Annotated in this window: 17 protein-coding genes; 12 read left to right on the plus strand and 5 right to left on the minus strand. The window is 72.3% G+C overall.

Going from position 1 to position 23,424, the window contains the following annotated elements; translation table 11 throughout:
* Positions 1 to 2 precede the first annotated feature (2 nt).
* The 7 genes from AMYTH_RS0128300 (at position 3) to AMYTH_RS47225 (ending at position 7,397) form a co-directional block, all read left to right on the plus strand.
* Positions 3 to 1,328, plus strand: a complete 1,326-nt coding sequence (locus AMYTH_RS0128300; protein WP_027933086.1) for a dihydrolipoamide acetyltransferase family protein — start codon at positions 3 to 5, stop codon at positions 1,326 to 1,328.
* A 113-nt stretch (positions 1,329 to 1,441) separates the two neighbouring features.
* On the plus strand, positions 1,442 to 1,990 hold the full coding sequence (locus AMYTH_RS0128305; RefSeq protein ID WP_027933087.1) for a TetR/AcrR family transcriptional regulator: 549 nt from the start codon (positions 1,442 to 1,444) through the stop codon (positions 1,988 to 1,990).
* Positions 1,991 to 2,025: 35 nt separating this feature from the next.
* The gene (locus tag AMYTH_RS0128310) at positions 2,026 to 3,942 is read left to right on the plus strand and encodes an ABC transporter ATP-binding protein (RefSeq protein ID WP_037324092.1); all 1,917 of its coding nucleotides are present in this window, start codon (positions 2,026 to 2,028) and stop codon (positions 3,940 to 3,942) included.
* Between the two features lie 62 nt (positions 3,943 to 4,004).
* On the plus strand, positions 4,005 to 4,448 hold the full coding sequence (locus AMYTH_RS0128315; protein WP_027933089.1) for a hypothetical protein: 444 nt from the start codon (positions 4,005 to 4,007) through the stop codon (positions 4,446 to 4,448).
* The gene (locus AMYTH_RS0128320; RefSeq protein WP_027933090.1) at positions 4,445 to 4,966 is read left to right on the plus strand and encodes a DUF3558 family protein; all 522 of its coding nucleotides are present in this window, start codon (positions 4,445 to 4,447) and stop codon (positions 4,964 to 4,966) included. The genes AMYTH_RS0128315 and AMYTH_RS0128320 overlap by 4 nt, the downstream gene beginning before the upstream one ends.
* A gap of 67 nt (positions 4,967 to 5,033) precedes the next feature.
* Positions 5,034 to 5,519, plus strand: a complete 486-nt coding sequence (locus AMYTH_RS0128325) for a DUF3558 family protein (protein WP_228684996.1) — start codon at positions 5,034 to 5,036, stop codon at positions 5,517 to 5,519.
* Between the two features lie 96 nt (positions 5,520 to 5,615).
* Positions 5,616 to 7,397 (plus strand): hypothetical protein, encoded by a 1,782-nt coding sequence (locus AMYTH_RS47225; RefSeq protein ID WP_027933092.1) that lies wholly within the window; start codon positions 5,616 to 5,618, stop codon positions 7,395 to 7,397.
* Here AMYTH_RS47225 and AMYTH_RS0128335 read toward each other — a convergent pair.
* Positions 7,394 to 9,028 (minus strand): hypothetical protein, encoded by a 1,635-nt coding sequence (locus tag AMYTH_RS0128335; RefSeq protein WP_027933093.1) that lies wholly within the window; start codon positions 9,026 to 9,028, stop codon positions 7,394 to 7,396. The two genes, AMYTH_RS47225 and AMYTH_RS0128335, sit on opposite strands and share 4 nt — an antisense overlap.
* Before the next feature lie 156 nt (positions 9,029 to 9,184).
* On the opposite strand from AMYTH_RS0128335, the gene AMYTH_RS0128340 reads away from it, so the two are divergent.
* The 5 genes from AMYTH_RS0128340 to AMYTH_RS0128360 are packed head-to-tail and all read left to right on the plus strand — an operon-like array spanning position 9,185 to position 16,629.
* On the plus strand, positions 9,185 to 10,396 hold the full coding sequence (locus AMYTH_RS0128340; protein ID WP_037322741.1) for a hypothetical protein: 1,212 nt from the start codon (positions 9,185 to 9,187) through the stop codon (positions 10,394 to 10,396).
* 2 nt (positions 10,397 to 10,398) lie between these two features.
* Positions 10,399 to 12,462 carry a class I SAM-dependent methyltransferase gene (locus AMYTH_RS0128345; protein WP_027933095.1) on the plus strand — a complete coding sequence of 688 codons (2,064 nt, stop codon included), beginning with the start codon at positions 10,399 to 10,401 and terminating at the stop codon, positions 12,460 to 12,462.
* Complete coding sequence (locus tag AMYTH_RS0128350) at positions 12,459 to 14,342, plus strand: glycosyltransferase family 4 protein (RefSeq protein ID WP_027933096.1); 1,884 nt, start codon at positions 12,459 to 12,461, stop codon at positions 14,340 to 14,342. The genes AMYTH_RS0128345 and AMYTH_RS0128350 overlap by 4 nt, the downstream gene beginning before the upstream one ends.
* Entirely contained in the window at positions 14,339 to 14,827 is a 489-nt protein-coding gene (locus tag AMYTH_RS0128355) for a hypothetical protein (protein WP_027933097.1), read from the plus strand. Before AMYTH_RS0128350 ends, AMYTH_RS0128355 begins: the two co-directional genes overlap by 4 nt.
* Positions 14,824 to 16,629: a glycosyltransferase family protein gene (locus AMYTH_RS0128360; protein WP_027933098.1), complete on the plus strand. Its 1,806-nt coding sequence runs from the start codon at positions 14,824 to 14,826 to the stop codon at positions 16,627 to 16,629. Before AMYTH_RS0128355 ends, AMYTH_RS0128360 begins: the two co-directional genes overlap by 4 nt.
* A 148-nt stretch (positions 16,630 to 16,777) precedes the next feature.
* On the opposite strand, the gene AMYTH_RS0128370 is transcribed toward AMYTH_RS0128360, so the two are convergent.
* From AMYTH_RS0128370 to AMYTH_RS45860, 4 genes are all read right to left on the minus strand, one after another.
* Positions 16,778 to 17,446 (minus strand): response regulator, encoded by a 669-nt coding sequence (locus AMYTH_RS0128370; protein ID WP_027933099.1) that lies wholly within the window; start codon positions 17,444 to 17,446, stop codon positions 16,778 to 16,780.
* The gene (locus AMYTH_RS0128375) at positions 17,443 to 18,519 is read right to left on the minus strand and encodes a sensor histidine kinase (RefSeq protein WP_027933100.1); all 1,077 of its coding nucleotides are present in this window, start codon (positions 18,517 to 18,519) and stop codon (positions 17,443 to 17,445) included. The genes AMYTH_RS0128370 and AMYTH_RS0128375 overlap by 4 nt, the downstream gene beginning before the upstream one ends.
* 169 nt (positions 18,520 to 18,688) lie before the next feature.
* The gene (locus AMYTH_RS0128380; protein ID WP_027933101.1) at positions 18,689 to 18,991 is read right to left on the minus strand and encodes a hypothetical protein; all 303 of its coding nucleotides are present in this window, start codon (positions 18,989 to 18,991) and stop codon (positions 18,689 to 18,691) included.
* Positions 18,988 to 23,388 carry an RHS repeat-associated core domain-containing protein gene (locus tag AMYTH_RS45860; RefSeq protein ID WP_051362846.1) on the minus strand — a complete coding sequence of 1,467 codons (4,401 nt, stop codon included), beginning with the start codon at positions 23,386 to 23,388 and terminating at the stop codon, positions 18,988 to 18,990. Before AMYTH_RS45860 ends, AMYTH_RS0128380 begins: the two co-directional genes overlap by 4 nt.
* Positions 23,389 to 23,424 lie beyond the last annotated feature (36 nt).

The following is a 23,424-nucleotide window of genomic DNA, read 5'->3' on the forward strand; positions in this document are numbered from 1 at the left end:
GGGTGCCCGAGTACAAGCAGTTCCTGCTCGCCGACACCGCCGAAGGCCTGACCGAAGCCGAGATCCTGAACGTCCGGGTGCAGCCCGGCGACGAGGTGACGGTCAACCAGATCGTCGTCGAGGTGGAGACCGCGAAGGCCGCCGTCGAGCTGCCCATCCCGTGGGCAGGCGTGATCACCGAGGTGCTGGCCGAGCCCGGCGCGACCGTCGAGGTCGGGGCGCCGCTGCTGACCGTCGACGTCGACCCGGCCGGGTCGTCGGCGTCTCCGGCCCAGGCGGTGAACGGCTCGTCCGCGCCGGCGCCTGCCGCGGCCGAGGAGGAGATGAAGCCGCTGGTCGGCTACGGCTCGAAGACGACCGAGGCGCGGCGACGACCGCGTCGGGCCGCTCCGTCCGCCGCACCGCCTGCTGCTCCTCCCGCCGCACCGGCTGCTCCGGCGCCGGCGCCCGCGGCGGCGCGGGGTGGCTACGTGCCGCTGGCCAAGCCGCCGGTGCGCAAGCTCGCCAAGGACCTCGGTGTCGACCTGTCGACCCTGACCGGGTCGGCGGACGGCGGGATCATCACGCGCGAGGACGTCGAGCGGGCGGCCCGTCCGGCTGCTCCCGCTGCTCCCGCGCCGGTGGCCGGGTCGCGTGAGCGTCGGGTGCCGGTCAAGGGCGTCCGCAAGGCGACCGCGCAGGCGATGGTGTCCAGCGCGTTCACCGCGCCGCACGTCACGGAGTTCCTCACCATCGACGTCACGCCGATGATGGAGCTGCGTGAGCGGCTGAAGAAGCACCCGGACTTCGCCGGGGTGAAGCTGACCCCGCTGGCCTTCGCGGCCAAGGCCGTGTGCATGGCGGTGAAGCGGACGCCGGACGTCAACGCCACCTGGGACGAGGCGGCGGGCGAGATCGTCTACAAGGACTACGTGCACCTGGGCATCGCCGCGGCGACGCCCCGCGGGCTCGTGGTGCCGAAGATCCGGGACGCGGACGCGATGTCGCTGCCCGAGCTGGCGCGGGCGCTGGACCAGCTGACCACGACCGCGCGCGAAGGCAAGACCCCGCCCGCGGACATGGTCAACGGGACGATCACGATCACCAACGTCGGGGTGTTCGGGGTGGACACCGGCACGCCGATCATCAACCCGGGCGAGGCCGCGATCCTGGCCTTCGGCGCGATCAAGGACGCGCCGTGGGTGGTGGACGGGCAGCTCGCCGTGCGGAAGGTGCTGCAGCTGTCGCTGAGCTTCGACCACCGGCTGGTCGACGGGCAGCAGGGCTCGCAGTTCCTCGCCGACGTCGGCGCGCTGCTGGCCGATCCGGCCATGGCGATCACGTACTGACGGTTCGGGGCCGCGTTCCGGCGCGGCCCCGTTCTTCTACCCGCTTGACGGAGTGAGCGCTCACTCCGCACACTGGTCCCATGACCGCTCCTCCCCGCCGCCGGGCGCCCGGCATGAGCGCCGAAGACCGGCGCCGGATGATCGTGCAGGCCGTGCTGCCGCTGGTCGTCGAGCACGGTGCCGCCGTGACCACCGCCCAGATCGCGCGCGCCGCCGGCATCGGCGAAGGCACGATCTTCCGCGCCTTCAAGGACAAGGACGAACTGCTCGACGCCTGTGTCGCCGAAGCGCTCAAACCGGACAGCGCGCTGGCGGTGGTCGCCGAGATCCCGCTCGACCAGCCGCTGGCGGACCGGCTCACCGAAGCCGCGGAGGCGTTGTCGGCGCACCTGGAGCGGATGGGCGCGTTGATGGGCGCGTTGCACTCCTCCGGCAGGCTCAAGCGCGGCGAGCCGCGGAAGGGCTCGCGCGCGGAATCGTTCACCGCGATGCGCGAGGCCATCACGGAGCTGTTCACGCCAGAAGACCGGTTGCGGCTGCCCGCCGAACAGCTGGCCGGGGTCTTCATGTCGCTGCTGTTCTCGCGCCGTCGCGACGACCAGGCGGGGTTGTCCACGGCGGAGCTGATCGACGTGTTCCTGCACGGGGCGGTGAGCGCATGATGCACGGGGGCGGGGCACCGATCGGGGTGCGCCGGATGCTGCGGAAGGCCAGCAGCTCGGTCGCGCAGAGCGGGCTGACCGGTCCGGTCGACATCCCGGACGCGGTGCGGGACGAGCCGACGGACCTGCGGTCGCGCCTGACCCGGCTCCGCCAGTCCGCGAGCGGGACGGTGCGTGGGCTGCCGCGCGTGATCGGATTGGCCTGGCAGGCGAGCCCGGTGATGACCGTCCTGATCGCACTGTCCACTGTGGTGAGCGGCCTGATGCCGACGCTGACCGCGTACGTGGCGAAGCTGCTGCTGGACGCCGTGGTGGCGGCGGTGCAGGGGCACGGGACGACCACGCGGATCGTCGAGCTGGCCGCGCTGGAGTTCGGCGTGTTCACGGCGACGGCGATCAGCACCGCGTTGACGAACGCGGCGCAGCAGTTGCTGCAGGAGCGGATGACGTTGAGCATCCGGCACCGCGTGATGGACCACGCGAGCAAGCTGGACCTGCGGTTCTTCGAGGACTCGGAGTCCTACGACCAGCTGCGGCAGGCGTCGCAGGAGGCGCCACAGCGGCCGGTGTCGATGCTGACCTCGGCGCTCGGGCTGGTCCGGACGTCGATCACGTTCGGGAGCATGGTGGTGCTGCTGGTGTCGGTGAGCCCGCTGCTGGCGGTGGTCGCGCTGGCCGCGCCCGTTCCGGCGTTCATCTCGCAGTCGAAGTACGGGGCGCGGGCGTTCATGCTGACGCTGTGGATGTCGCCGATCCGGCGGCGGATGGACTACCTGAACTCGCTGGTCACCACCGACACGTACGCCAAGGAGACCAAGCTGTTCGGGCTCGGGCCGTACCTGGTGGACCGGTTCCGGCGGCTCGGGCAGAACTACTACGCGCGTGAGCGGAAGCTGACGACGCGGCGCAACTTCGTGGGAACGGCGTGGAGCCTGTTGTCCACATTGGCCGGATCCGGGATCGCGCTGTACATCGCGCTGGAGGCGGTGGCCGGGCGGCTGACGATCGGGGACCTCGCGTTGTACACGGCGGCCGCGGCGGCGGTGCAGACGTCGGTGCAGGGGTTGTTCAGCGGGTTCTCCGGGATGTACGAGAACAACCTGTACCTGGACACGCTGTACGACTTCCTGGCGACCGAACCGCGGATCACGGCGCCCGCGGTGGCGAAGCCGCTGCCCGAGCCGGTGCGGGGGCACATCGAGTTCGAGAACGTGTCGTTCAGCTACCCGGGCGCCGGGGAGAAGGCGCTGGACGACGTGTCGTTCGAGATCCGGCCCGGTGAGACGGTGGCGGTCGTCGGGCGGAACGGGGCGGGCAAGTCGACGCTGATCAAGCTGCTGTGCCGGCTCTACGACCCGACCGGGGGCCGGATCCTGCTGGACGGGGTGGATCTGCGCGAGTTCGACCCGGACGAGCTGCGGTCCCGGATTTCGGCGATGTTCCAGGACTACGTGACGTACCAGGGCACGGCGGCGGAGAACATCGGGCTCGGGCAGCTGGGCGCACTGGACGACCGGGCACGCATCGAAGACGCCGCGGAGCGGGCCGGGGTCGGTTCGCGGATTTCCCGGCTGCCGCGGGGTTTCGACAGCCCGCTTGGCCGGTGGTTCGACCAGGGGGTGTCGCTGTCCGGCGGGGAGTGGCAGAAGATCGCGCTGGCGCGGGCCTTCATGCGGGACGCGCCGGTGCTGATCCTGGACGAGCCGACATCGGCACTGGACGCCGCGGCGGAGCATGATCTGTTCGCGAGGCTGCGCGCGCTGTCCGAGGGCCGGACGACGCTGTACATCTCGCACCGGTTCTCGACGGTGCGGCAGGCGGAGAAGATCCTGCTGCTCGACCGGGGCCGCCTGGCGGAGGAAGGAACGCACGAGGAGCTGATGTCCCAGGGCGGCGACTACGCGTCACTGTTCACCCTGCAAGCGGCGGCGTACCTGGAGGAGGCGGCGTAGTCGCTGGTTGTGGCAGCGGGGCGGCCCGGGCGATATCGTGCTGGCCGAGCGAGGGAGGGCTCATGAGCGACAACTCGGGCGACGTGGCGACCCAGGTGGCCAACGTCTTCGGCGGCGAGCAACAACTGAACACGATGAACACCGACGCGAAGCGCATGCTGGCGGACGCGCAAGCCGGCCGCTGGGCGGTGGACGAGGAGACGGGCACACACCTGCGCCAGGCGGTGAGCCAAATGCAGGATCAGTTGACCGACGTCGGTCGCCGGGTCTACCTGCTCAAGCAAGCGCCGAAATTCGGCAACGACGAGTACGCCAGAATGGCCAGTGCGCATTTCCTCCAGGCCATGGACAGCGACGACCAGTCACTGGTTCGCGTCTTCGAAGCCGCACGAGAAATGTTGACAACGCTTTCCCAGGCCATCGAGATCGCAATAAGCAAGTACGACGCCGCCGACGACGCGGCTACGCAGGCTCTCAGCAAGTTCAAGGACCAGGGGTCACGGTGAGCGTGAAGTTTCGTGTCGCGCTGGGGCTCGCCGGTGTGGCGTGCTCAGCGCTCGCAGCAGTTGGGTGCACCAGTACCGTGACCGGCACTGCGACTCCGGCGTCCAGCGCGCCTGCTACGAGCAGCGCGGATGTGTTCGCCGGCCTCAACGCGTGTCAGATCCTGGATCAGCTTTACGCCGGTGAGGGTTTCAACCCCGGCGAGAACAAGACGCGTCGCAACGAGTGCGGCATCCTCAAGCCCGAGTTCGGCTCGTACGGACTTGCCCTTGATCCATCTCAAGGCTTGAGCGAATTCGCCGAAGCGAACACCGGAGTGCAGACCACCTCGATCAACGGACGCAACGCCATGCAGGCGCCCATCCTGGGCGGTGGCTGCGCGATCGCCATCGAGGTCACGCAACATGCGCGGGCGCTGGTCACTGTGAACATGTCGAGCACCACCGACGACCCACAGGCCTGCCCGAACGCCAGAACGCTCGCGGAAAGGGTCGAGCCATTGCTGCCGAAGGTTCGGTAGGTCCAGCAGTATGGGATCCCATTTTCGATCAGCAATGATGCCCTGGGGTGCGCGTTTTAGTGGTCTCTTGGCCGCCTTGACGGGGGTGGCTTTGGCAACTGCCTGCACCGACACGGTTGCCGGCACGGCCGCGCCGGCCGCCGGCGCGACCGCTACTGCCAGCGCCGACGTGTTCGCCGGGCTCAACGCCTGTCAACTACTGGACCAGCTCAACGCGGGTCAGGGATTCAACCCCGGCGAGAACAAGAGCGCGCGCAACCAGTGCACAGCGTCGAAACCGGAATTCATCACCTACAGTCTGGCGCTCGACTCCACGCAAGGGCTGAGCGGATTCGCCGTGGACAACACGGGGGCGCGGGAGATCTCGATCAACGGTCGCGACGCCCTGCAGGCCGACATTCCCACCGGCGGCTGTGCTGTCGCGGTGGGGGTCGGAGAACACGCCCTCGCCCTGGTGTTGGCGACCATGGCGCGGGCCAGTGAAGACGCTCAGGGCTGTCCGAACGCGCAGGCCTTCGCCGAGAAGGTGGAGCCGCTGCTGCCGGCGGGGTAGGCGGGCGGATCGGACACATCCGCACCCATCGAACCGGTGATCGCGCTATCTTCTCGGTGACGTCCACCGTGCGCAAGTTGACCGAGGAGCCCCGGGATGAGTTGGCAGGACGAGCTGCGCCGTTTGGACGCCGAGCTCGCCAACGGGACCATCACCCAGCACCAGCACCGCAAGATGCGGGACGAGCTGCTCGCCGCCGCGTCGGGCAATGTGGCGCCGGCGTCGGTGGCTTCGCCGCGGGGGCGGGTTGACGGGGCGCCTCAGTGGCAGAGTGCGAATCCGGCCGGTCCGGGGTTCGCTCCGCAGCCGGGGGAGGCGCCGTGGGCGCAGGCGCCCCAAGGGTGGCAGCAGGAGGGCGCGCCGCAGGGCGCGGTGCCGGGGGGCGCGGTGCCGGGGGGCGCGGTGCCGCAGGGTTTCGCGCCGCAGGGGCAGGTTCCGCCGGGCGAGTACGGGCATCAGCCGGTGGGCGGGGTGCCGCAGGGGCCGGGCGTGCCGGGGCAGCCGCAGGCGGGCCAGCCGCCGGTTGGGCAGCCGCAGAGCCAGCCGCAGGCGGGGGTTCAGCCGCAGGTCGGGCAGCCGCAGGACGTGTACGGGCAGGTTCAGACCGGCGCGACGGGGCAGACTCCGGCGGGGCAGCCGCAGGCTGGTCCGGGTCAGGTCGAGGCGGGGCAGGTCGGGCAGGTTCAGGGTGGCCAGGCTGAGCCAGGGGCCCAGCCGCAGCCCGAAGCCGGGCAGCCGCAGGCCGGCCAGGGGCAGCCACACAGCGACCAGCCACAGGCTGGCCAGCAGCAGGGCAGCCAGCCGCAGAGCGGCACACCACAGGGCAGCCAGCCGCAGAGCCAGCAGCACGGTGGGCAACTGGGCGGTCAGCCGCACAGCCAGCCTCAGGCCGGGCAGCCACCGGCCGGCCAGCAGCAGGGTGGCCAAGGGCAGAGTCACCCGCAGGCTGGGCAGCCGCAAGGCGGCCAGAGCCAGCAGCAGGGTGGGGAGGCTCCCGTCGGGAGTGCGCTCGCCACGGAGGAAGGGCCCACTCAGAGCATCTCCGCGCAGCTGCTCGCCACCAAGAAGCCCACGAGCGCCCCCAGCCCGGCCGACGAGCGGGCCACCGACTCGATGCGCTTTCCCTCCATCGAGGACGCTCCGACGGTCGTCACGAATCCGGTGCCTCCGCCTGCCCGGCCGTTGCCCAGCATGACCCCGCCGCCGCCCCTGCATGGGCCCGGCCAACAGCTTCCCTTCGACGCCGCGCCCGTCTTGCAGGCCCCGCCGAAGCGCAAGCCGACCTGGTTGTTCATCACCCTCGGCGTCGTCGTCGTGGTCGCGATGGTCGCGGCCGGCGTGTGGTTCCTGCGCGACAACAACACCACCACGACCGCCGGGCCGACCACCTCCGCCGTCAACTCCCCGGAGGCCGTCGAGGCGCGGTTGCCGACCCTGCCGGGCACCCCGAGCACCAACAACGGCACCCTGACCGTCGAGCAGGGCATCGACCTCAAGCTGTACTCCCGCGAGGAAGGCCAGCTCTTCAAGGACAACGGCGCCAACCAGGTCATCTTCCGCGGCTCCTCCCAGGGCCCGCAGGGCTACCTCGTCCTGGTCGTCCCCGCCAGCTCGCCCACCGCCGCGGCCTCGATCACCCGCGGCCTCTACGAGCACTCCCTCACCGCCGGCCTGCAGACCGTCCCGTCCGGGTCGACCGACGCGAAGGCCGTCACCGGCAGCAACTCGGCAGGCCAGATGAGCGGCACGTGGTACACCTCGGGCAGCTACGCCGTCGCCATCTGGGTGTCCCAGGGCCTCGACGGCGACCCGAACTCGCTGACCGAACGCCTCGCCCAGACCAAGACCTCCCTGGCCACGGCACTCCCGCCGAACTAGGGCACCTGACCGGGCCGCAGCACGTCACCACACCGCCCGGTCACCGACGCCGCGCGCGAAGCCTCCACTCGCGGCACGGTCACCCGCGCGTACGCCCGCAAGTTCACCAGGTCGTCGCCGTCGAGCGCGTCCAGCCGCACCCAGTCGCCGTTCTTGCCCGTCCGGTCGAGCACCACCGCCGCGTACTCGACCGCAAGGCGCCCGTCCGACGTCAGCCCCGTCAGGTCGGTCCACGGCACGTGCGTGTGGATGAACGTCGGCTTGACCTCGTCGAACACGTAGTCCCGCAACCCCCGGAAGTCCCCCGTGGACACCAGGTCCGCGATGTGCGCGTCCGCCAGCCCCACCGAGTCCACCACCCGCAACCGACTGGTCAGCGCCGTCCCGCCGACATCGGGCAACAGCACCGACCCCTCCCGCAGGCCGATCGTGTCCGCGTACCCGTTGAACAACCGCCCGTACCGCTCCGCGATCTGGCACAACGGCACCACCGGACCGCTCGCGAACCCGCGGCCCGAGTCGGCCAGCGCGGGCGCGCTCGGCACCGCCGCGGCCACCAGCACGACCGCCAGCACCGCCCGCCAGCGCACCGACAGCGCCCGCATCACCTCGACCACCGCCAGCGCCGCGACCAGCGCCGCCATCGTCCACAACGGAGTCGCGAACCGGAACTCGCCGCCCGGCTCCGGGTTGAGCACGCAGTACGCCGCCAGCGCGAGCACCAGCGGCACCAGCCACGCCACCAACGGCCGCCGCAACGCCGGGACCAGCCAGAACGCCAACCCCACGGTCACCAGCCCGGCCAGCACCACCGGCCAGCCGAGATACTCCACCGGCTCCACCACCCGCCCGGCGTTCGACCACGACGGCGGCTGCTGGTTCTTCGCCACCGCCGTGTTCGGCACCCACCGGCCGAACTCCGCGTGCCGCCACAGCAGGTACGCGCCGTACGGCACCGCGAACGCCAGCACCGACACCCCCGTCGGAAGCAACGCCCGCCACCGCCGCGCGAACACCAGCGCCACCACCGGGTAGGCCACCACGAAGATCGCACCGTCCGGCCTGGTCAGAGCCGCCAGCACGGCCAGCAGACCGGCGGCCAGCCCGACCCGGACGCCGGCCACCCGCCCGTCCGCCACCGCGTGGAACAACAGGGCCGCCAGCCACGCCACCGCCAGCGCGTACAGCGGGTTCTCCAAACCGGACAGCGACCAGATCACGAACGACGGGATCGCGGCCAGCAACCCGCCCGCGAACAACGTCACCAGCCACGCCCACCGCGTGACGCGACTCACCGCGAAGTGGCACGCGGCGAGAACACCGGCGCAGCACAGCAATCCGAGCATCTTCGGGAACAGGACGTAGTCGGGCACGCCGAAGATCGCGCCGGTGTCGAACAGGCGCAGCACCTTCCCCAGCACCAGCAGGACGAGCCAGGCCGGGTTCGAAAACCCCTCGACCGGTTCCGCACCCGGCTGGAGCACCGGCCCCGCGCCGTCGACCAGGTCGCGCGCGTACGCGAAAGTGATCGCCGCGTCGTCGTTGATCCAGTTGCCGTAGGACCAGCCGTGCAGGCCGATGAGCGCGGTTCCCCCGGCGACCGCGGCCACGGCGGGCCAGCGTGCCGCCATTTCGCCCCCTCCTCCGTCACACCCTAACCAGAACAAGGTCACGAAATGACCCTCACCGGCGATGAGCAGGGTAGGCGTGCACAATGTGCGTCGTCACCGTAGCGCTATCCGGCGGACGCGTTCCGCCTCGTCCAGAGCAGATTAGGGGGCTACCGGGTGTCCTGGCAGGAGGAGTTGCGCAAGCTGGACGAAGAGCTTGCCTCGGGACGTCTCTCCGCGGACGACTACCGCGTCCGCCGGGACCAGGTGCTCTCGTCCGCGGTGTCCTACAGCGACAGCGCGGCCCAGCCGCAGCAGCAGGCGCCCCAGCAACAGCCGACGCCGCAGCAGCAGGACAACTCCGCGGATTCGACGCAGGTGATCGCGCCGATCAGCCCGCCGCAGGGCACGCCGCAGCCGCCCCAGCAGCAGCCGCAGAACTTCTCCGCAGAACCGACGCAGGCCGTCTCGCCGAACTGGCAGGCCAGGCCGCCGGTGGACCCGGAGCGCACCCAGTACGTCGCCAACCCGCCCGCGCCGCAGTCGCCGCCCGCGGGCTTCCCGGCCTCCCCGCCCGCCGGGTTCCCCCAGTCCGGTCCGCAGCCGGTGCAGCAGCCGTGGAACGCGCCGGAATCCGACGCGAGCCCGCCGTGGGGTGGCTCGGACTTCCCGCCGATCAGCCCGGTCGCGCAGGGACCGGAGGCCTTCGACGACAAGCCCGCCAAGGGCAAGGGCAAGGCCGTCTGGATCTCCGTCGCGGTCGTCGTGGTGCTGGTCGCCGCGGGCCTGACGATCTTCCTGACCACGTCCGGCGGTGACGACAACCAGGCCGGCCCGACAACCACACAGGCGCCGCCCACTTCGAGCGCCGCGAGCAACTCGCCCAACCAGGCGCTGCTGGACAAGATCCCGCCGACCGAGGGCACCGCGGACGGTCAGAGCGGTCTGCTGCCGGTCAGCAGGCTGGTCGACCTCGGCATCATGGACGAGGGCGAGGCCACGCTGCTGAGCAGCCGCTCGGTGCAGGAGGTCGCCTGGCGCGGTTCGCAGCGCCAGCCGGACGCCAGCGGCCCGGGCAACGAGAAGATTTCGGTGACGGTCATCCCGCTGGACAGCTCCGCCACCGCGACCGCGCTCGCCGGCCAGCTGCGCCAGTACTACGTGCGCAACGGCCTGGTGCTCATCAGTGACCAGCTGCCGAACATCCCGCCGCAGGTGGTGTTCCACAAGCTCGTCGCCTCGCCGATCGTGTACCGCGCCACCTGGGTGTCGGGCGAGAACCTGATCCGCGTCAACGTGACGCAGGGCGACCTGGCCGACGAGGCCGCGTTGTCGGGCGCCTACCAGCGGACCGTCCGCTCGATGTTGCTGCCCTATCCGGTGGGCTGATCGTGAGCGACCTGGTCGCCGAGATCATCCGCAACGCCGCCGACCACTCCGCGCTGTCCGACGAGCTGCACTTCGCGGCACTCGCGCCGGGCGAGCGGGACCAGCTCGACCACGGCCGGGCCAACGCGTTGCGGGCGCTCCGGTTGCCGCCGGACGCGCACGTGCTCGAAGTGGGCGCGGGGCACGGCGCGGTGACGCGGTACCTCGGCGAGCAGGTGGCGCGGGTCGACGCCGTCGGGGCGGTCCACGCGGAGGCCGTCCGGGCCCGCACCGCCGACCTGCCCGGGGTGCGCGTGCTGGACGAGGTCCCCGGCGAGCGGTACGACCTGGTCGTCGCGTCCGACGTCGAGCACGCGGACCGGTTGAAGCCCGGCGGGGTGCTGTGCCTCGCGGTGCCGAACCGGCTGGGCGTTGGCAGGCCGGGCGGGCAGTCGCGCCGCCACTGGGAACGGCGGCTGGCCGAGGCCGGGCTGACCGTCCACAAGGTCCTCGGCTGCCTCCCCGGTCACCGGATCACCCGCGCCGTCATCACGGCCGAACTGCTCGACCGGCACCCGCGGCTCGCGGTGGAGCTGTCCGGCCGTGACGAGCGCTGGGCCGAGATGGTCGAGGGCGGTCTCGGCCTGGACACCGTGGACGGCCTGCTGTTCCTCGCCTCGGCGGGCGAACCCGCCGCCCGGCTCTGGCCGGACGACCTGCTCGCCACCTACTTCAACACCGACCGCGCGGCCCGCTGGTGCACCCGGGCGGACGTGGTCGGTGACGAGATTCGCCGCACTCCCCTGCTGCCGCAGGAACCCGGTTCGGTCGCGGTGCGCGAGTGGACGGACGTCGTGGTCGACGCCCCGACGCTGCCCGAGGTGCTGACCGAGCAGCCGTGGCGGGCCGCGGAGCTGCTGACCGCGTGGGCGGATCTGGTGCGGGCGAACCCGTCGTGGGATCTGATCCCGTCGAACGTGCTGGCCGGAGACCCGCCGCAGGCGATCGACCTGGAGTGGGAGCGCGCCGGGACGACCGCCGACGAGGTGATCGACCGGGGCCTGCTGCTGCTCGCCGACGAACTCGCCCGGGCCGGCTGGGCGGGCGCCGCGCCCGGCACGACGGTGCGGGACCTGGCGGCGTGGCTCGGCGTCCTGCTCGAGCGTCCGACGGCGTTCGTCGACGCGGCCGCCGAGCGGGAGGCGGAGTTCCAGGCGATCCGGCGCTGCGGCGTCACCTCCGGCCCCGGTCTGGACCACGAGCGGGACGCGATGCGCCTGGCCTGGCGCCGCCGTCTCGCCGAGGAGACCACGCGGCACACCCCGGCCACGACCGAACTGGACGCGCAGGTCGCCCGCACGATGGCCCGCGTGGACCGGATCATCGCGTCCGGCGACTCGATGTTCCGCGGCAACACCGAGCACTACTTCGCGGTGGCCGGGCAGGCGCTGCGGGCGTGCCTGCACGGGCTGCAGGCCGCCGGACGGCCCGCGCCGCGGCGGGTGCTCGACTTCGGCTGCGGCTACGGCCGGGTGCTGCGCACGTTCCGGGCCGCCTTCCCGGACGCCGAACTCGTCGCCTCCGACATCGAACTGGACGGCGTCGAGCATTGCGTGCGGTTCTTCGGCGCGACCGGGCTGCCCGCGTCGGTGCGCATCGAGGAGATCCCGCAGGTCAGCGACATCGACCTGATCTGGTCCGGCTCGGTGCTGACCCACCTCGACATCGCGGCGTGGGACGCGCTGCTCGGCTACTTCGAGCGCGCGCTCGCGCCGGGCGGGATCGCGGTGGTCACCACGCACGGCCGCCGCGTCGCGTGGCGGATGGCCAACGGCGGCGAGTACGGCCTGACGGCCGCGGACCACGCCCGGGTGCTGGCGGACTACCGTGACCACGGGTTCGGCTACGCCGACTACCCCGGCCAGCCCGGGTACGGCATCTCGCTGAGCACCCCGGAGTGGGTGACCGGGCACGTCCTCACCCCGCGGCTGCGCCTCGCCGGGTACGTCGAGGCGGGCTGGGACGGCCACCAGGACGTGCTGATCCTGGTCAAGGACGCCGAAGAGACGTTGAAGGCGGGACGATGAACACAGCGGCCGGGTTGGTGCGGCCGGGACGGCCGGTGGGGCACCTGTTCGAGCTGCGCGGCTGGGTCACCGCGGGCGAGACCGTGACCGTCCACATCGGAGGGTCCGAGGCGGAGGTGCGGCGCCACGACACTGGGACCGAACCGCCGGGCACGACCGGTCTGCTGATCCGCACCCCGGACCCGGTGCCGACCGGCAGGCACGAGGTCGTGGTCCGCGCCGCGAACGGCGACGCGCTGACCGGCGCCGTGGTCGAGGTCGGCCGCTTCGGCGACGAGGAACCGCTGCGGCTGTACGAGATCGACACCCCGAAGCACGGCGACAACCCGCAGGGCGACGTGGTGTTCGTGCGTGGCTGGGTGCTGCTCGACTCGCGTGCGCCGTCGCTGGTCGAGGTCCTGGTCGACGGCGGTGAGCCGGTTCGCGCCCGCACCCGCCTGCCGCGGCCGGACGTGGCCGACCACCTGCCGGACTTCCCGGACGCCGGGGTCAGCGGGTTCGAGGCGCGCGTGCCCATCGACCTGCCGGCGGGCGAGGACCGTGCCCTGTCGGTGCGGATCCGCGTCCGCGGCGAGCTGTCCGGCGAGTGGACCTCCGAGGCGCGCGAGGTCGTGCTGTCCAACCCGGCGGCCGAGGACTCCGACGTCGCGCTGGCCGCCCGGCTCGCCGACCGCACGCGGAAGGCGCTGGCGCGGCCGCGTGGCGGCACGGATCCGCGCCACGTGCTGGTGTTCACGCACAGCCTCGCGGTCGGCGGCGGGCAGTTGTGGTTGCAGGAGCTGCTGGACCGGCTCGCGACCCGGCACGGCTGGCGCATCACAGTCGTCACCCAGCTCGACGGCGAACTGCGCGCGGACTGCGAAGCGCACGGCATCGACGTGCACCTCACCTCGCCGTACCGCGTGCACGACGTCGCCTCCTACGAAGGGCACATCGCCGAGCTCGCCCAGTTCGCGCGCGGCACCGACGCCTCGGTCGCGCTGGTCAACACGCTCGGCGCGTTCCCCGGCGCGGACGCGGCGATCCGCGCCGGCCTGCCGACCGCGTGGGTGCTGCACGAGAGCTTCGACCTGAACGATTTCTCGTACCAGAACTGGGGTCCGGCGGGCCTGCTGCCGCCGGTGCGCGAGCGCTGGGTGAGCACGCTGCGCGAGGCGGACCGGCTGCTGTTCGTCGCCGACGCCACGCGCGAGATGTTCCTGCCGTTCTCGACCCCGGCGCGCTGCCGCACGATCCGCTACGGCACGCCGATGGTCACCTACGGCGGCCAGGTGTCCGAACGCGACCGTCGCGCGGCGCGGCGGAAACTCGGCATCCCCGAGGACACCACGCTGCTGCTCAACGTCGGCGTGCTGGAACCGCGCAAGGGACAGGGCCTGCTGATCAGCGCCATGGACCGGGTCCGCCGCGCGCACCCGGGGATCCGGCTGAGCATCGTCGGCCACCACCCGTCGCCGTACGGGCTGGCGCTGGCCGAGTTCACCGAGCGGACCGGGCTGCGGGACTGGGTCGACCTGGTGCCGATCCAGCGCGACCCGGCGCCGTGGTTCGAGGCCGCGGACCTGTTCGTGAACAGCTCTGACGTGGAGTCGCTGCCGCGCTCGATCCTGGAGGCCGTGTGTTGCGGTCTGCCGGTCGTCGCCAGCGACGTGTTCGGCGCGCGGGAGATGATCGCCGACGGGCACAGCGGCTGGCTGTTCGAGCCCAACGACGCGGACGCGCTCACCGTCGCGTTGCTGCGTGCCCTCGACACCCCGGCGGACCGGCGGCGCGCGATCGCCGCGAACGCCTACGAGAAGCTGCACGGCTGGCTGGACCCGGCCGGCTACGCCGCCGAGTACGCCGACGTGCTCACCGAACTGGTGAAGGAGCGGGGATGACCGACGAGCTTCCCGGCGCGGTGCGCGCCGAGCTGACCCGGTTGCGGGCCGAGCGGGTCGCGTTCACCGAGGAGCGCGAGCGGTTGCGCACCGAGCTGCGCGAGTCCGAACTGCAGATCCGCGAGCTGACCAGGCACCGCGACCAGCTGGTGAAGCAGGTCGAGAAGCTGGCCGGCGTCGCCGAACGCGCGGAGCAGGCCGACGCGCTGGCGCGGGACGTGCTGGTCGCCCGCGCCGAACGGGATTCGCTGCGCGCCGAGCTGGCCGGGACCCGCGGCGAACGCGACCGGCTGCGGCTCCGGCTGCTGGACGCCGAGCTGCAGCTGTCCGGCGCGGCGCAGGCCGAAGCGCCGCTCACCGACAGCGGCACGCTCGCCGCCGAGCAGCGGGCCGCCGAGCTGGCGCGGGAACTGGACGCGACGCGGGCGACGGTGAGCTGGCGGGTCACCGCGCCGCTGCGGGCCGTGCGGCGGCGGACTTCATGACCGCGCAGCTCTGCTTCGTGTCCGCGACCGGCGGCTCCGGGTTCATGGCGGAGCTGCTGGAGGTGGTCGCCGATTCGGTGCGGCGGGCCGGGTTCCACGCGACCACCGCGACCGGGCGCTACCCGGACGCGGACGCCGACACGGTCTACGTCGTGGTGCCGCACGAGTACTTCGTGGTGACCCCGGAGGCCGACCAGCCGACCGAGGAGCAGCGCCGCCGCACCATCGCCTTCTGCGTCGAACATCCGGGCACGGCGACCTTCGAGCGCAGCGCGGCCCTGCTGCCGGGGCTGGCCGGCGCGGTGGACATCAACCACGACTCGACCGCCGAACTGCGCCGCCGCGGCATCCCCGTCGAGCACTTCCAGCTAGGGTACTCGCCGCTGTGGGACGCGTGGGGCGGCGACCCGGACAGCGCCCGCGAGATCGACGTGACCTACCTCGGCACCGCGGAACGGCGCCGGTCCAAGCTGCTCGCGTCCTACGCCGGCGACCTCGCCGACCTGCGGGTCCGGCTGCTCACCCCGCCGCACGAGCCGATGGGCCCGCAGCGGGTCGACTTCCTGCCCGGCGAGGCGAAGTTCGCACACCTGGCGAACTCGCGGTTCCTGCTCAACCTGCACCGCGAGCGGTCGCGGGCGCTGGAGTGGGTGCGGGTGCTGGAGGCGCTGTGCAACGGCTGCGTGGTGCTGACCGAACCGTCCACGGACCTCGCGCCGCTGGTGTCCGGCACGCACCTGGTCGTGACGCGGCCGGAGTCGCTGGGCACGGCGGCCGCCGCGCTGGCCGCCGACCCGCAGCGGGAACGGGACCTGCGGATGGCGGGGTACGAGTTCGTGCGCACCGCGCTGGACCCGCTGGCGTCGGCGAAGACCCTGGTCGAATTGGCCGAGCGGGTGCTGACCGCCTCCCCCGGCGTGCCCGCGAGCCCGCCGCTCGCCGAGACCACAGCCGTCGACGAGCCGCGGCCGCTGGCGATCGACACCCCCTCCTGGGACGTGCGGTTCGCCGGCACCCGGTCGCTCGGCGCGCCGGCCGAGAACCCGCCGCTGGCCACCCGCATGGGCCAGCAGACGGTGGACGCGCGCCGCACGTCCGGCGTGGAGTGGCTGCCGTCGGCGGCGCCGACGGTGTTCCCGGACGCCGACCGGGCCGAGGTGGACGTGCTGCTGGTCCGCCGCCCCGGCGAGCCGGATCCGGACCCGCTGGTGCGCGACCTGCTCGCCGGCACAGTGCTGCCGCGCCGCATCCTCGTCGGCGAGGACGGTGTCGCGCCGCGGCCCCGCCCCCGGCCCGCCGACCTGCTGCGGCACGAGCTGCCACTGGGCCGCGGGTACACGCGCAACCGGCTGCTGGAGCGCTCGGCCGCGCCGTGGCTGCTGGTGCTCGACGGCGGGCTGCGTGCCTCGCGTCGGCTGCTGGAACGGCTGGTCGCCGCCTCCGCTGAGGTCGACGTGGTGCACTGCCCGGTCGCCGACCCGGTCGAAGGACTGGTCGCCGCGCTGCCCCCGGAGGAGCGGCGGCTGGCGGAGCTGCCCTACCTGGGCAGCGGGTACCTGGTGCGCCGCGAACTGGTCGAGTCGTTCGGCGGCTGGACCGAGGACCCGCTGGCCGACGGCCTGGAGGACCACGTCTTCTGGCGGCGGCTGGCCACCCGCGGCGTGCCGACCGCGCTGGTCCAGCAGGTCCTGCTGAGCCGGCTCCGGCCCGATCCGGCGCCCCGCCCGGTGGACCTGGACCCGCACCGCGTCTGGTCGCTGACGCGCATCCTCGCAGGTGAGCCGGTCACCCCCAACGGGTGAGTTCGGCGTGTCACGCAACCTCCTCCCACCTCCGCGCGCCTACCAGGCAGAGCATCGGGCACGGGAAGGAGGCGCGGATGTGGATCCAGATCGGCCTCGTCGGCCTGATCGCCGTGGTGTTCCTGGTGCGGCTGGTGGCCGTACTGCGTCACCGTGAGCCACGCGGCGTGACCAAGCCGGACTCGTAGGCGAGCACGACGAGCTGGGCGCGGTCCCGCGCGCCGAGTTTCGTCATGATGCGGCTGACGTGCGTGCGCGCGGTGGCCGTGGAGATCACCAGCTGCGCGGCGATCTCGTCGTTGGACAGCCCGCCCGCGACCAGCGCCAGCACCTCGCGTTCCCGGTCGGTGATCCGCTGGACCGCGCCGGCGTCGATGCGCCGGTTCTCCGGGCGGCCGACGAACTCGCTGATCAGCCTGCGGGTGACGGTCGGCGCGAGCAGTGCCTCGCCGGCGGCGACCACCCGCAGCGCGCGGAGCAGCTCGACCGGGTCGGTGTCCTTCAGCAGGAACCCGCTGGCGCCCGAGCGCAGCGCCTGGAACACGTACTCGTCGACGTCGAAGGTGGTCAGGACCAGCACCTTCACCTCGGCCAGGTCCGGGTCGCCGGTGATCTCGCGGGTCGCAGTGAGGCCGTCGACACCGGGCATCCGGATGTCCATGACCACCACGTCCGGGCGGTGTTCCCGCGCCAGGGCAAGCGCTTGCGCACCGTCCGCGGCCTCGCCGCAGACCTCGAACCCGTCCTCGGTCTCCAGCAGCACGCGGAACCCGGCGCGCACCAGCGCCTGGTCGTCGGCGAGCACGACGCGGATCATGTCTCCTCCAGGGGTAGTTCCGCGCGGACCTCGAAACCGCCGTCGACCGCGCGGGCCTCGGCCTTGCCGCCGAGCGCGGCGGCGCGTTCCTGCATCCCCCGCAGGCCGTTGCCGACGGTGGGGGTTTCCGCGCCGCGGCCGTCGTCCCGCACCACGAGCCGGAACTGCCCGTCGCGGCGGGTGAAGCGGATGTCGACGGTGCGGGGCTGGTTGGCGTGCCGGACGACGTTGGTGAGCGACTCCTGCAGGATGCGGTAGGCCGCGCCGTCGACCGGGGCGGGCAGGTCGCCGGGCGAGCCGTGGACGCGGACGGTCAGGCCGGTCGCGCGGGTGTGGTCGAGCAGTTCGCCGAGCTGTTTCAGGCTGGGCGCCGGCCCGAGGCCCTGACCGGAGCGCAGCACGGCGACGGTGGCGCGCAGGTCGGCGAGCGCGGTGGCGCTGGCCTCCTTGATCGCCTGCAGCGCGGCGACGGCCTGGTCCGGCCGCCGGTCCGCGACGTGCACCGCGACACCGGCCTGGACGTTGATCATGGCCAGGCTGTGGGCGACGACGTCGTGCACCTCGCGGGCGATGCGCAGCCGCTCCTGCTCGGCCAGGCGGGACTGCCGTTCGGCGGCCTCCTGCTCGGCGGCGAGCCTGGCCGCGACACGGTTGCGGACGGCGGTGCCGATGCCGAGGACGGCCACCAGCCAGACGACGAACAGCCCGGCGCGGGCGTCGAGCACGAGTTCGCCGCCGCGGGCGAAGTAGACGACCAGCCCGGCCAGGATGACGGCCGACCCGGCGATGCCCGCGACGAGCGGTCCACGGGCGCGGGTGAGCACGAACAGCGCGATGGTCGGCACCACGACCGCCGGGCCGCCCGGGTGGTCCGTGCTGTAGTAGACCCAGGTCAGCGCGGCGGTGACGACGAAGACCGGCAACGGCGCCCGCCGCACGGCGAACAACGGCAACGCGGCCGCGGTGAGCCACAGGTAGCCGGTCAGGTCGAGCGGGTGGTGCTGCACCCGGCCGGCCACGGTGGTCGTCCCGAGGACGAACCCCAGCGGGACGAGGGTCAGCACCACGTCCACGGGGGCCGGCCACCGGCGGGGGTCACGCACGCCCCCGAAGCTACGGCAGACGGCCGCGCAGCGCGTCCGTCGAAGAGCGGCTCTTGGATTACGACTCGGGCGGTACGCGCGAGGTCAGGGCAGGCGCGCCGCGAGGCGGACCGGACGGGCTGCTCCTCGCGCGGCAGCGTCAGGCCCGAGCACTCCCGGTCTTCTCCCACACGGGCGGCCCCACCCGAAGCTGGATCTGCCGGTTGCGGTCCCGGTGATCGGCGACCACGGCGTCGATCGACTCGCCGGTGGCGGGCCACTTCGAGTGGTCGAACACGTCCTCGCCGCCCGGCCGGTAGCTGATGGCGTCGATCAACGCGGGCAGCCCGCCGGGCAGGGTCACGACCATGCCGAACGGCAGGTGCTGCTCGACCACGGCCGCCACCGCGGAGCCGATCGGGAAGCGTTCCTTCGCGGCCGCCCATTCCGCGTCGTTCATCATCGATGCCACTTTCTCGGGTACTGGTTCAGTTCTTCTACACGAGACGCGGGGATCTCGACCTCGGTCAGCGGCCCGCCCTGGTAGGGCTGTTCGAACGGCTCGAACCGGTCCGCGTAGTCCGAGGCCGGGACCTGGATCTCGATGACGCCCTCACCGTAGTGACCCGCGTAGGTGTCCGCGAGCTCGCGGTCCCGCGCGAAGAACGCTCCCGCCGCCCACGGGCCCGTCCCTCCGTAGTCGTCCGCGCGGTAGCCGTGCTCGTACTGCTGCTGCCCGAGGCCGCGCTGCGGCGCCTTGTAGAGCGGCACGTACTCGTCGCCGTCGCCGTCGGGTGTGTCCGGGCCGCACCCGTCCGCGGCGGTGAGTCCCAGCGGGTCGATCCAGGTGACCGGGTTGGGGACGTACGCCTGCGGGTTGAACCCGCCCTCGAGTCCCAGCGGATCGTTGCTGGCGTAGCGTCCCGATTCCGGGTCGTAGTAGCGCTGGAAGTTGTAGTGCATGCCGGTTTCCGGGTCGAAGTACTGACCCGCGAACCGCAGCGGTGTGCCTGCCCGGTTCTCCGGCGCCTTGCCCCACAGCGTCCGGCGCCCCTGCCACGCCACGGCGCCGGAGGCGTCGACGAGTTCGGTCGGCGCGCCGGCCAGGTCGGTGACGATCGCGTAGAAGGCGCGGTCGAACCACTGTTGCGAGCCGTCCCCCCGGAACACGCGCTCGACCTGGGCCAGGGGACGCTTACCGCCCGGCTCGTGCTCCCACGAGATCGCGGTGGCGTCGCTGCTGATCTGTTCGGCGAGAACGGACCCGTCCCAGAAGAAGTCGGTCCGTTCCGCGACCGTGACGCCGTCCGCGGCGAGCCGCAGCTTCGCGATGCGGCGGCCGAGCGCGTCGTAGAGGTAGCGCCACCGCGTGCCGTCCGGGGTGATCACCGAGGTCAGCCGGTCCTCGGAGTTCCAGGCGTAGTGCCACGTGTCGGGTTTCGCCGACAGCCGCTTCTTCTGCCGCAACGTGATCCGGCCCTGCCGGTCGTAGCCGTACCGCACGCGACCCGCCGAAACCAGGAGCGTGCCCCGGTAGTCCCGCCGACCCTGGCCGTCCACGTCGGTGTCCGGCCACTCCGCGGTCCGGATGTTGCCCGCGGCGTCGTAGGAGTACCGCTCGTGGCCGTCCGCGCTGCCGACCTGTTCCACCCGCCCGTTGGCGTCGAGCTCGTACCGCCGGACGCCGGCGATGTCGTCTTCGACCGCGCGGACGACACCGTCGGGCCGGTAGTGGTACCGGCGCTCGTACAGGTGCCGCATGGTTCCGGTCGCGCGGTCCGCGACACCGGTCACCGTCTGGGAGTTCAGCCGGTGCGTTGGCGTCCACGTCTGGGCCAGCGCGGTTCCGCTGTCGAGCAACCGCTCGATCTCGCGGCCCGCGGCGTCGAACCCGAAGGAGAACGTCCGCCCGCCGGTGCGCAGCGACGCGGGCCGGTGGCCTGCGCCGTAGTTCCAGAAGCTCTCGGCACCCGAGGGGGTGCGCCGGTACGTGCGGCGACCCAGGGCGTCGTAGGCGAAAACCGTGGAGTGGCCGTTGATCGTCTCGGCGAGCACGCGCCCCGCGGCGTCCCGTTCGAAACGGACATCAGCGTCCGCGTTGCGGGCACGGACGAGGCGGCCCGCCGGATCGTATTCGAAGGTCGCGACAGCATCCCGGGACCGGCGCTCGACGATGTTGCCGAGGGCGTCGCGCACAAAGACCGTGGTCTCGCCCGCACCGTTCGTCCGGGACACGAGCTGCCCTGCCGCGTCACGCTCGTAGGAGATCGTGCGACCGGTGAAGTCCGTCTCGGCGACCAGGCGGCCGGCCGCGTCGTACTCGTACCGCCATTCCGCGCCGAGCGGGTCGCGCACCGCGCGAAGCTTCATCTCGCTGTCGTAGACGAAGTCGAACCGGGCGCCGTCCGGCCCCGTCTGCGAAGCGAAGGCATCGAAGTGCGTCATCTCGACGCGGGTCACGTTGCCGTTCGCGTCGACCCGTTCGACCTCGTTGCCCTCGCCGTCGTACCTCCACCGCTCGGTCGTGCCGTCCGGCGACGTGCGGGACAGCAGCTTGCCCTCGACCGTCCAGCGGAGGTGCGTTTCGCCGCCGACGGGGTCCTCGATGACGGTCACCCGGCCGAACTGGTCCCGCCGGTAGCGCGTGACGCCGCCGCCGGGGTCGGTCAATGCGGTGAGCAGACCGGCGCGGTCGGTTTCCCGGCGGACCACGTTGCCGAAGTGGTCGGTGATCGTCGCGAGGTGCCCCGACGCGTCGTAGCCGTACCTGGTCACCCCGCCCGCCGGGTCCACGACGAGCGTGCGGTTGCCCGAGTCGTCGTACTCGTACCGCCACACCGAGCCGTCGGGGTCGACCGCGGTCACGGGCAGGCCCTGGTCGTTGTACTCGATCAGCGCCCGCGTGCCGTCGGGGCGCGTCACCTCGGTGAGGCTGCCCCGGTCGTCATACCGGTAGCGGGTGGTGCGGCCCAGCTGGTCGTGATGGGCGAGGAGCCGGTGGTATCGGTCCCATTCGAACCGCGTCTCGCCGCCCAGCGGGTCGATCTCCCGTACCAGCTGGTTGAACTCGTTGAAGTGGTACCGCCGCACGTGGCCCAGCGAGTTGGTCTCGGTGGTCACCCGGTTGTCGACGTCGTACTCGAGCGTGCCGGCGAGCGCGTCGCCCGAGCCCTCGGTGCGCACGCAGCGACCGCGGTGGTCGTAGGTGTAGGCGTACCACTCGCCGTTGCGGTCGTCCCAGCGGGTGATCCGGCCGGCGTGGTCGTAGGCGAACCGCAGCGGACGGCCGGACGAGTTGACGACCTCGACGAGGTGGCCGTCGTCGTAGCCGTACCGCACGAGGGGAATTCCGCCGGACGCCGGGTCGTGCAGGCTGAGTTCCGCGACCCGCCCGTCGGAGGTCCGCACGTCGACCTGGTATCCACCGGAGTGCCGGACCGCGACGGGCATCCCGGACGGGTCCCGGTCGAACTCGATCCGGTCGGCGCGTTCCTCGATCGCCGTGAGTTCGGCGGTGCCGCCGCGAGCCGGCGCGAACCGCAGCACCCGGCCGCTCTGCGGCTGGCGGATCATGTACCCGCCATCGGCCGCCCGGGCCAGCGGCCAGCGGGCGCCCGCCTCCGCGTAGACCTCGCCGTCCGCGGGCGGGTGCGGGTACACGAGGATCACGCCGTCGGGACCCGCGTAGCACACACCGCGCTCGTCGACCTCCAGCCGCTGGTCCAATGTGGACGCCCAGGACGGGCCGAAGAGGCGGCCGGACCGGTAGGACGACACGTGCACGCGCTGCAGCACCAGCGGGAGGAGGCCGGGCAGCTGGACGTCCTTCTGCACCAGGTACATCTCGCCGGTCGCCATGTCGATCGGCTCACGGCGGCCGCACCGCCCGACCGGTTCCTGGGAACGGAGGTCGGGGTCTTCGGCGTCCTGCCGGAGCGGGCTCCCGGAACCGTCGCCGGAGCGGCCGGTGCCCGGGGTGCCCGGGGTGCCGTCCACGCCGTCGGGGCTGTCGGGGGTGTCCGGGCTGTTCAGGTCCGGCGTGTCGACCTTCCCGCCGCCGCCGTGCGCGGCCGACGGGGTGGTGCCGTCGCCGCCGAGCTTGCGGCCGATCTTGGTCAGCTGCTGGATGATCTCGTCCAGCTTGGAGATGATCCGGCTGATCCGTGGCGAGACGTTGCCGATGGTCTTGACCAGCTTACGGATGAAGTCGGCGATGCGGGTGACGGCGCTGGAAATGGCCGTGGTCGCCTGCGCGGCGATCAGCGGGGTGGCGAAGCCCAGGGTGCAGGCCGCCTCCAGCGCCCAGGTGATCAGCTTGCCGACCAGCTCGGCCACGATGTCGCGCACCATCTCGCGCACGAACCCGACCACCGTGCCCATGATCATCACACCGCTGGAGATCCCGTCGGCCAGCGCCGCCGCCCCCGCCAGCGCGTCCGCCTGCTCCGCGCCCGCGCCCCGGTAGGTGTCGGCCGCCTGACCCGACCAGCCCGCGGTCCCGTTGTTCACCTCGTTGCCCAGATCGCCCGCGATCGTGCCCACCTCGGCCGCCACGTTCGCCCAGGTGTCGGCGAACGACTGGATCACCGGCGGATCCCCCGCCAGCCAATCCAGCGCCTCCTTCAGCGGCCGCACGTGCTCGATCAGCCACGCCACCCCGTACTGCGCCAGCGTGCCCAGCGGATCGATGACCATCGACAGCACCTCGAGACCGGTGCCGAGCGCGCCCAGCCCGCCCTCGACCCACGACCCGTCCTTGATGCCGTTGGACAGGTCCTGCGCCGACTCCAGGATCCCGATCCCGGTCACCCCGGTCGTCGTCGACACCGGCGCCGCCACCAGCGGATTGCCCTCGGTCATACGCCCCCCATCTACCCTGGGTACGACGCAACCAGC

The sequence above is a fragment of the Amycolatopsis thermoflava N1165 genome (assembly GCF_000473265.1).
GTDB lineage: Bacteria > Actinomycetota > Actinomycetes > Mycobacteriales > Pseudonocardiaceae > Amycolatopsis_E > Amycolatopsis_E thermoflava.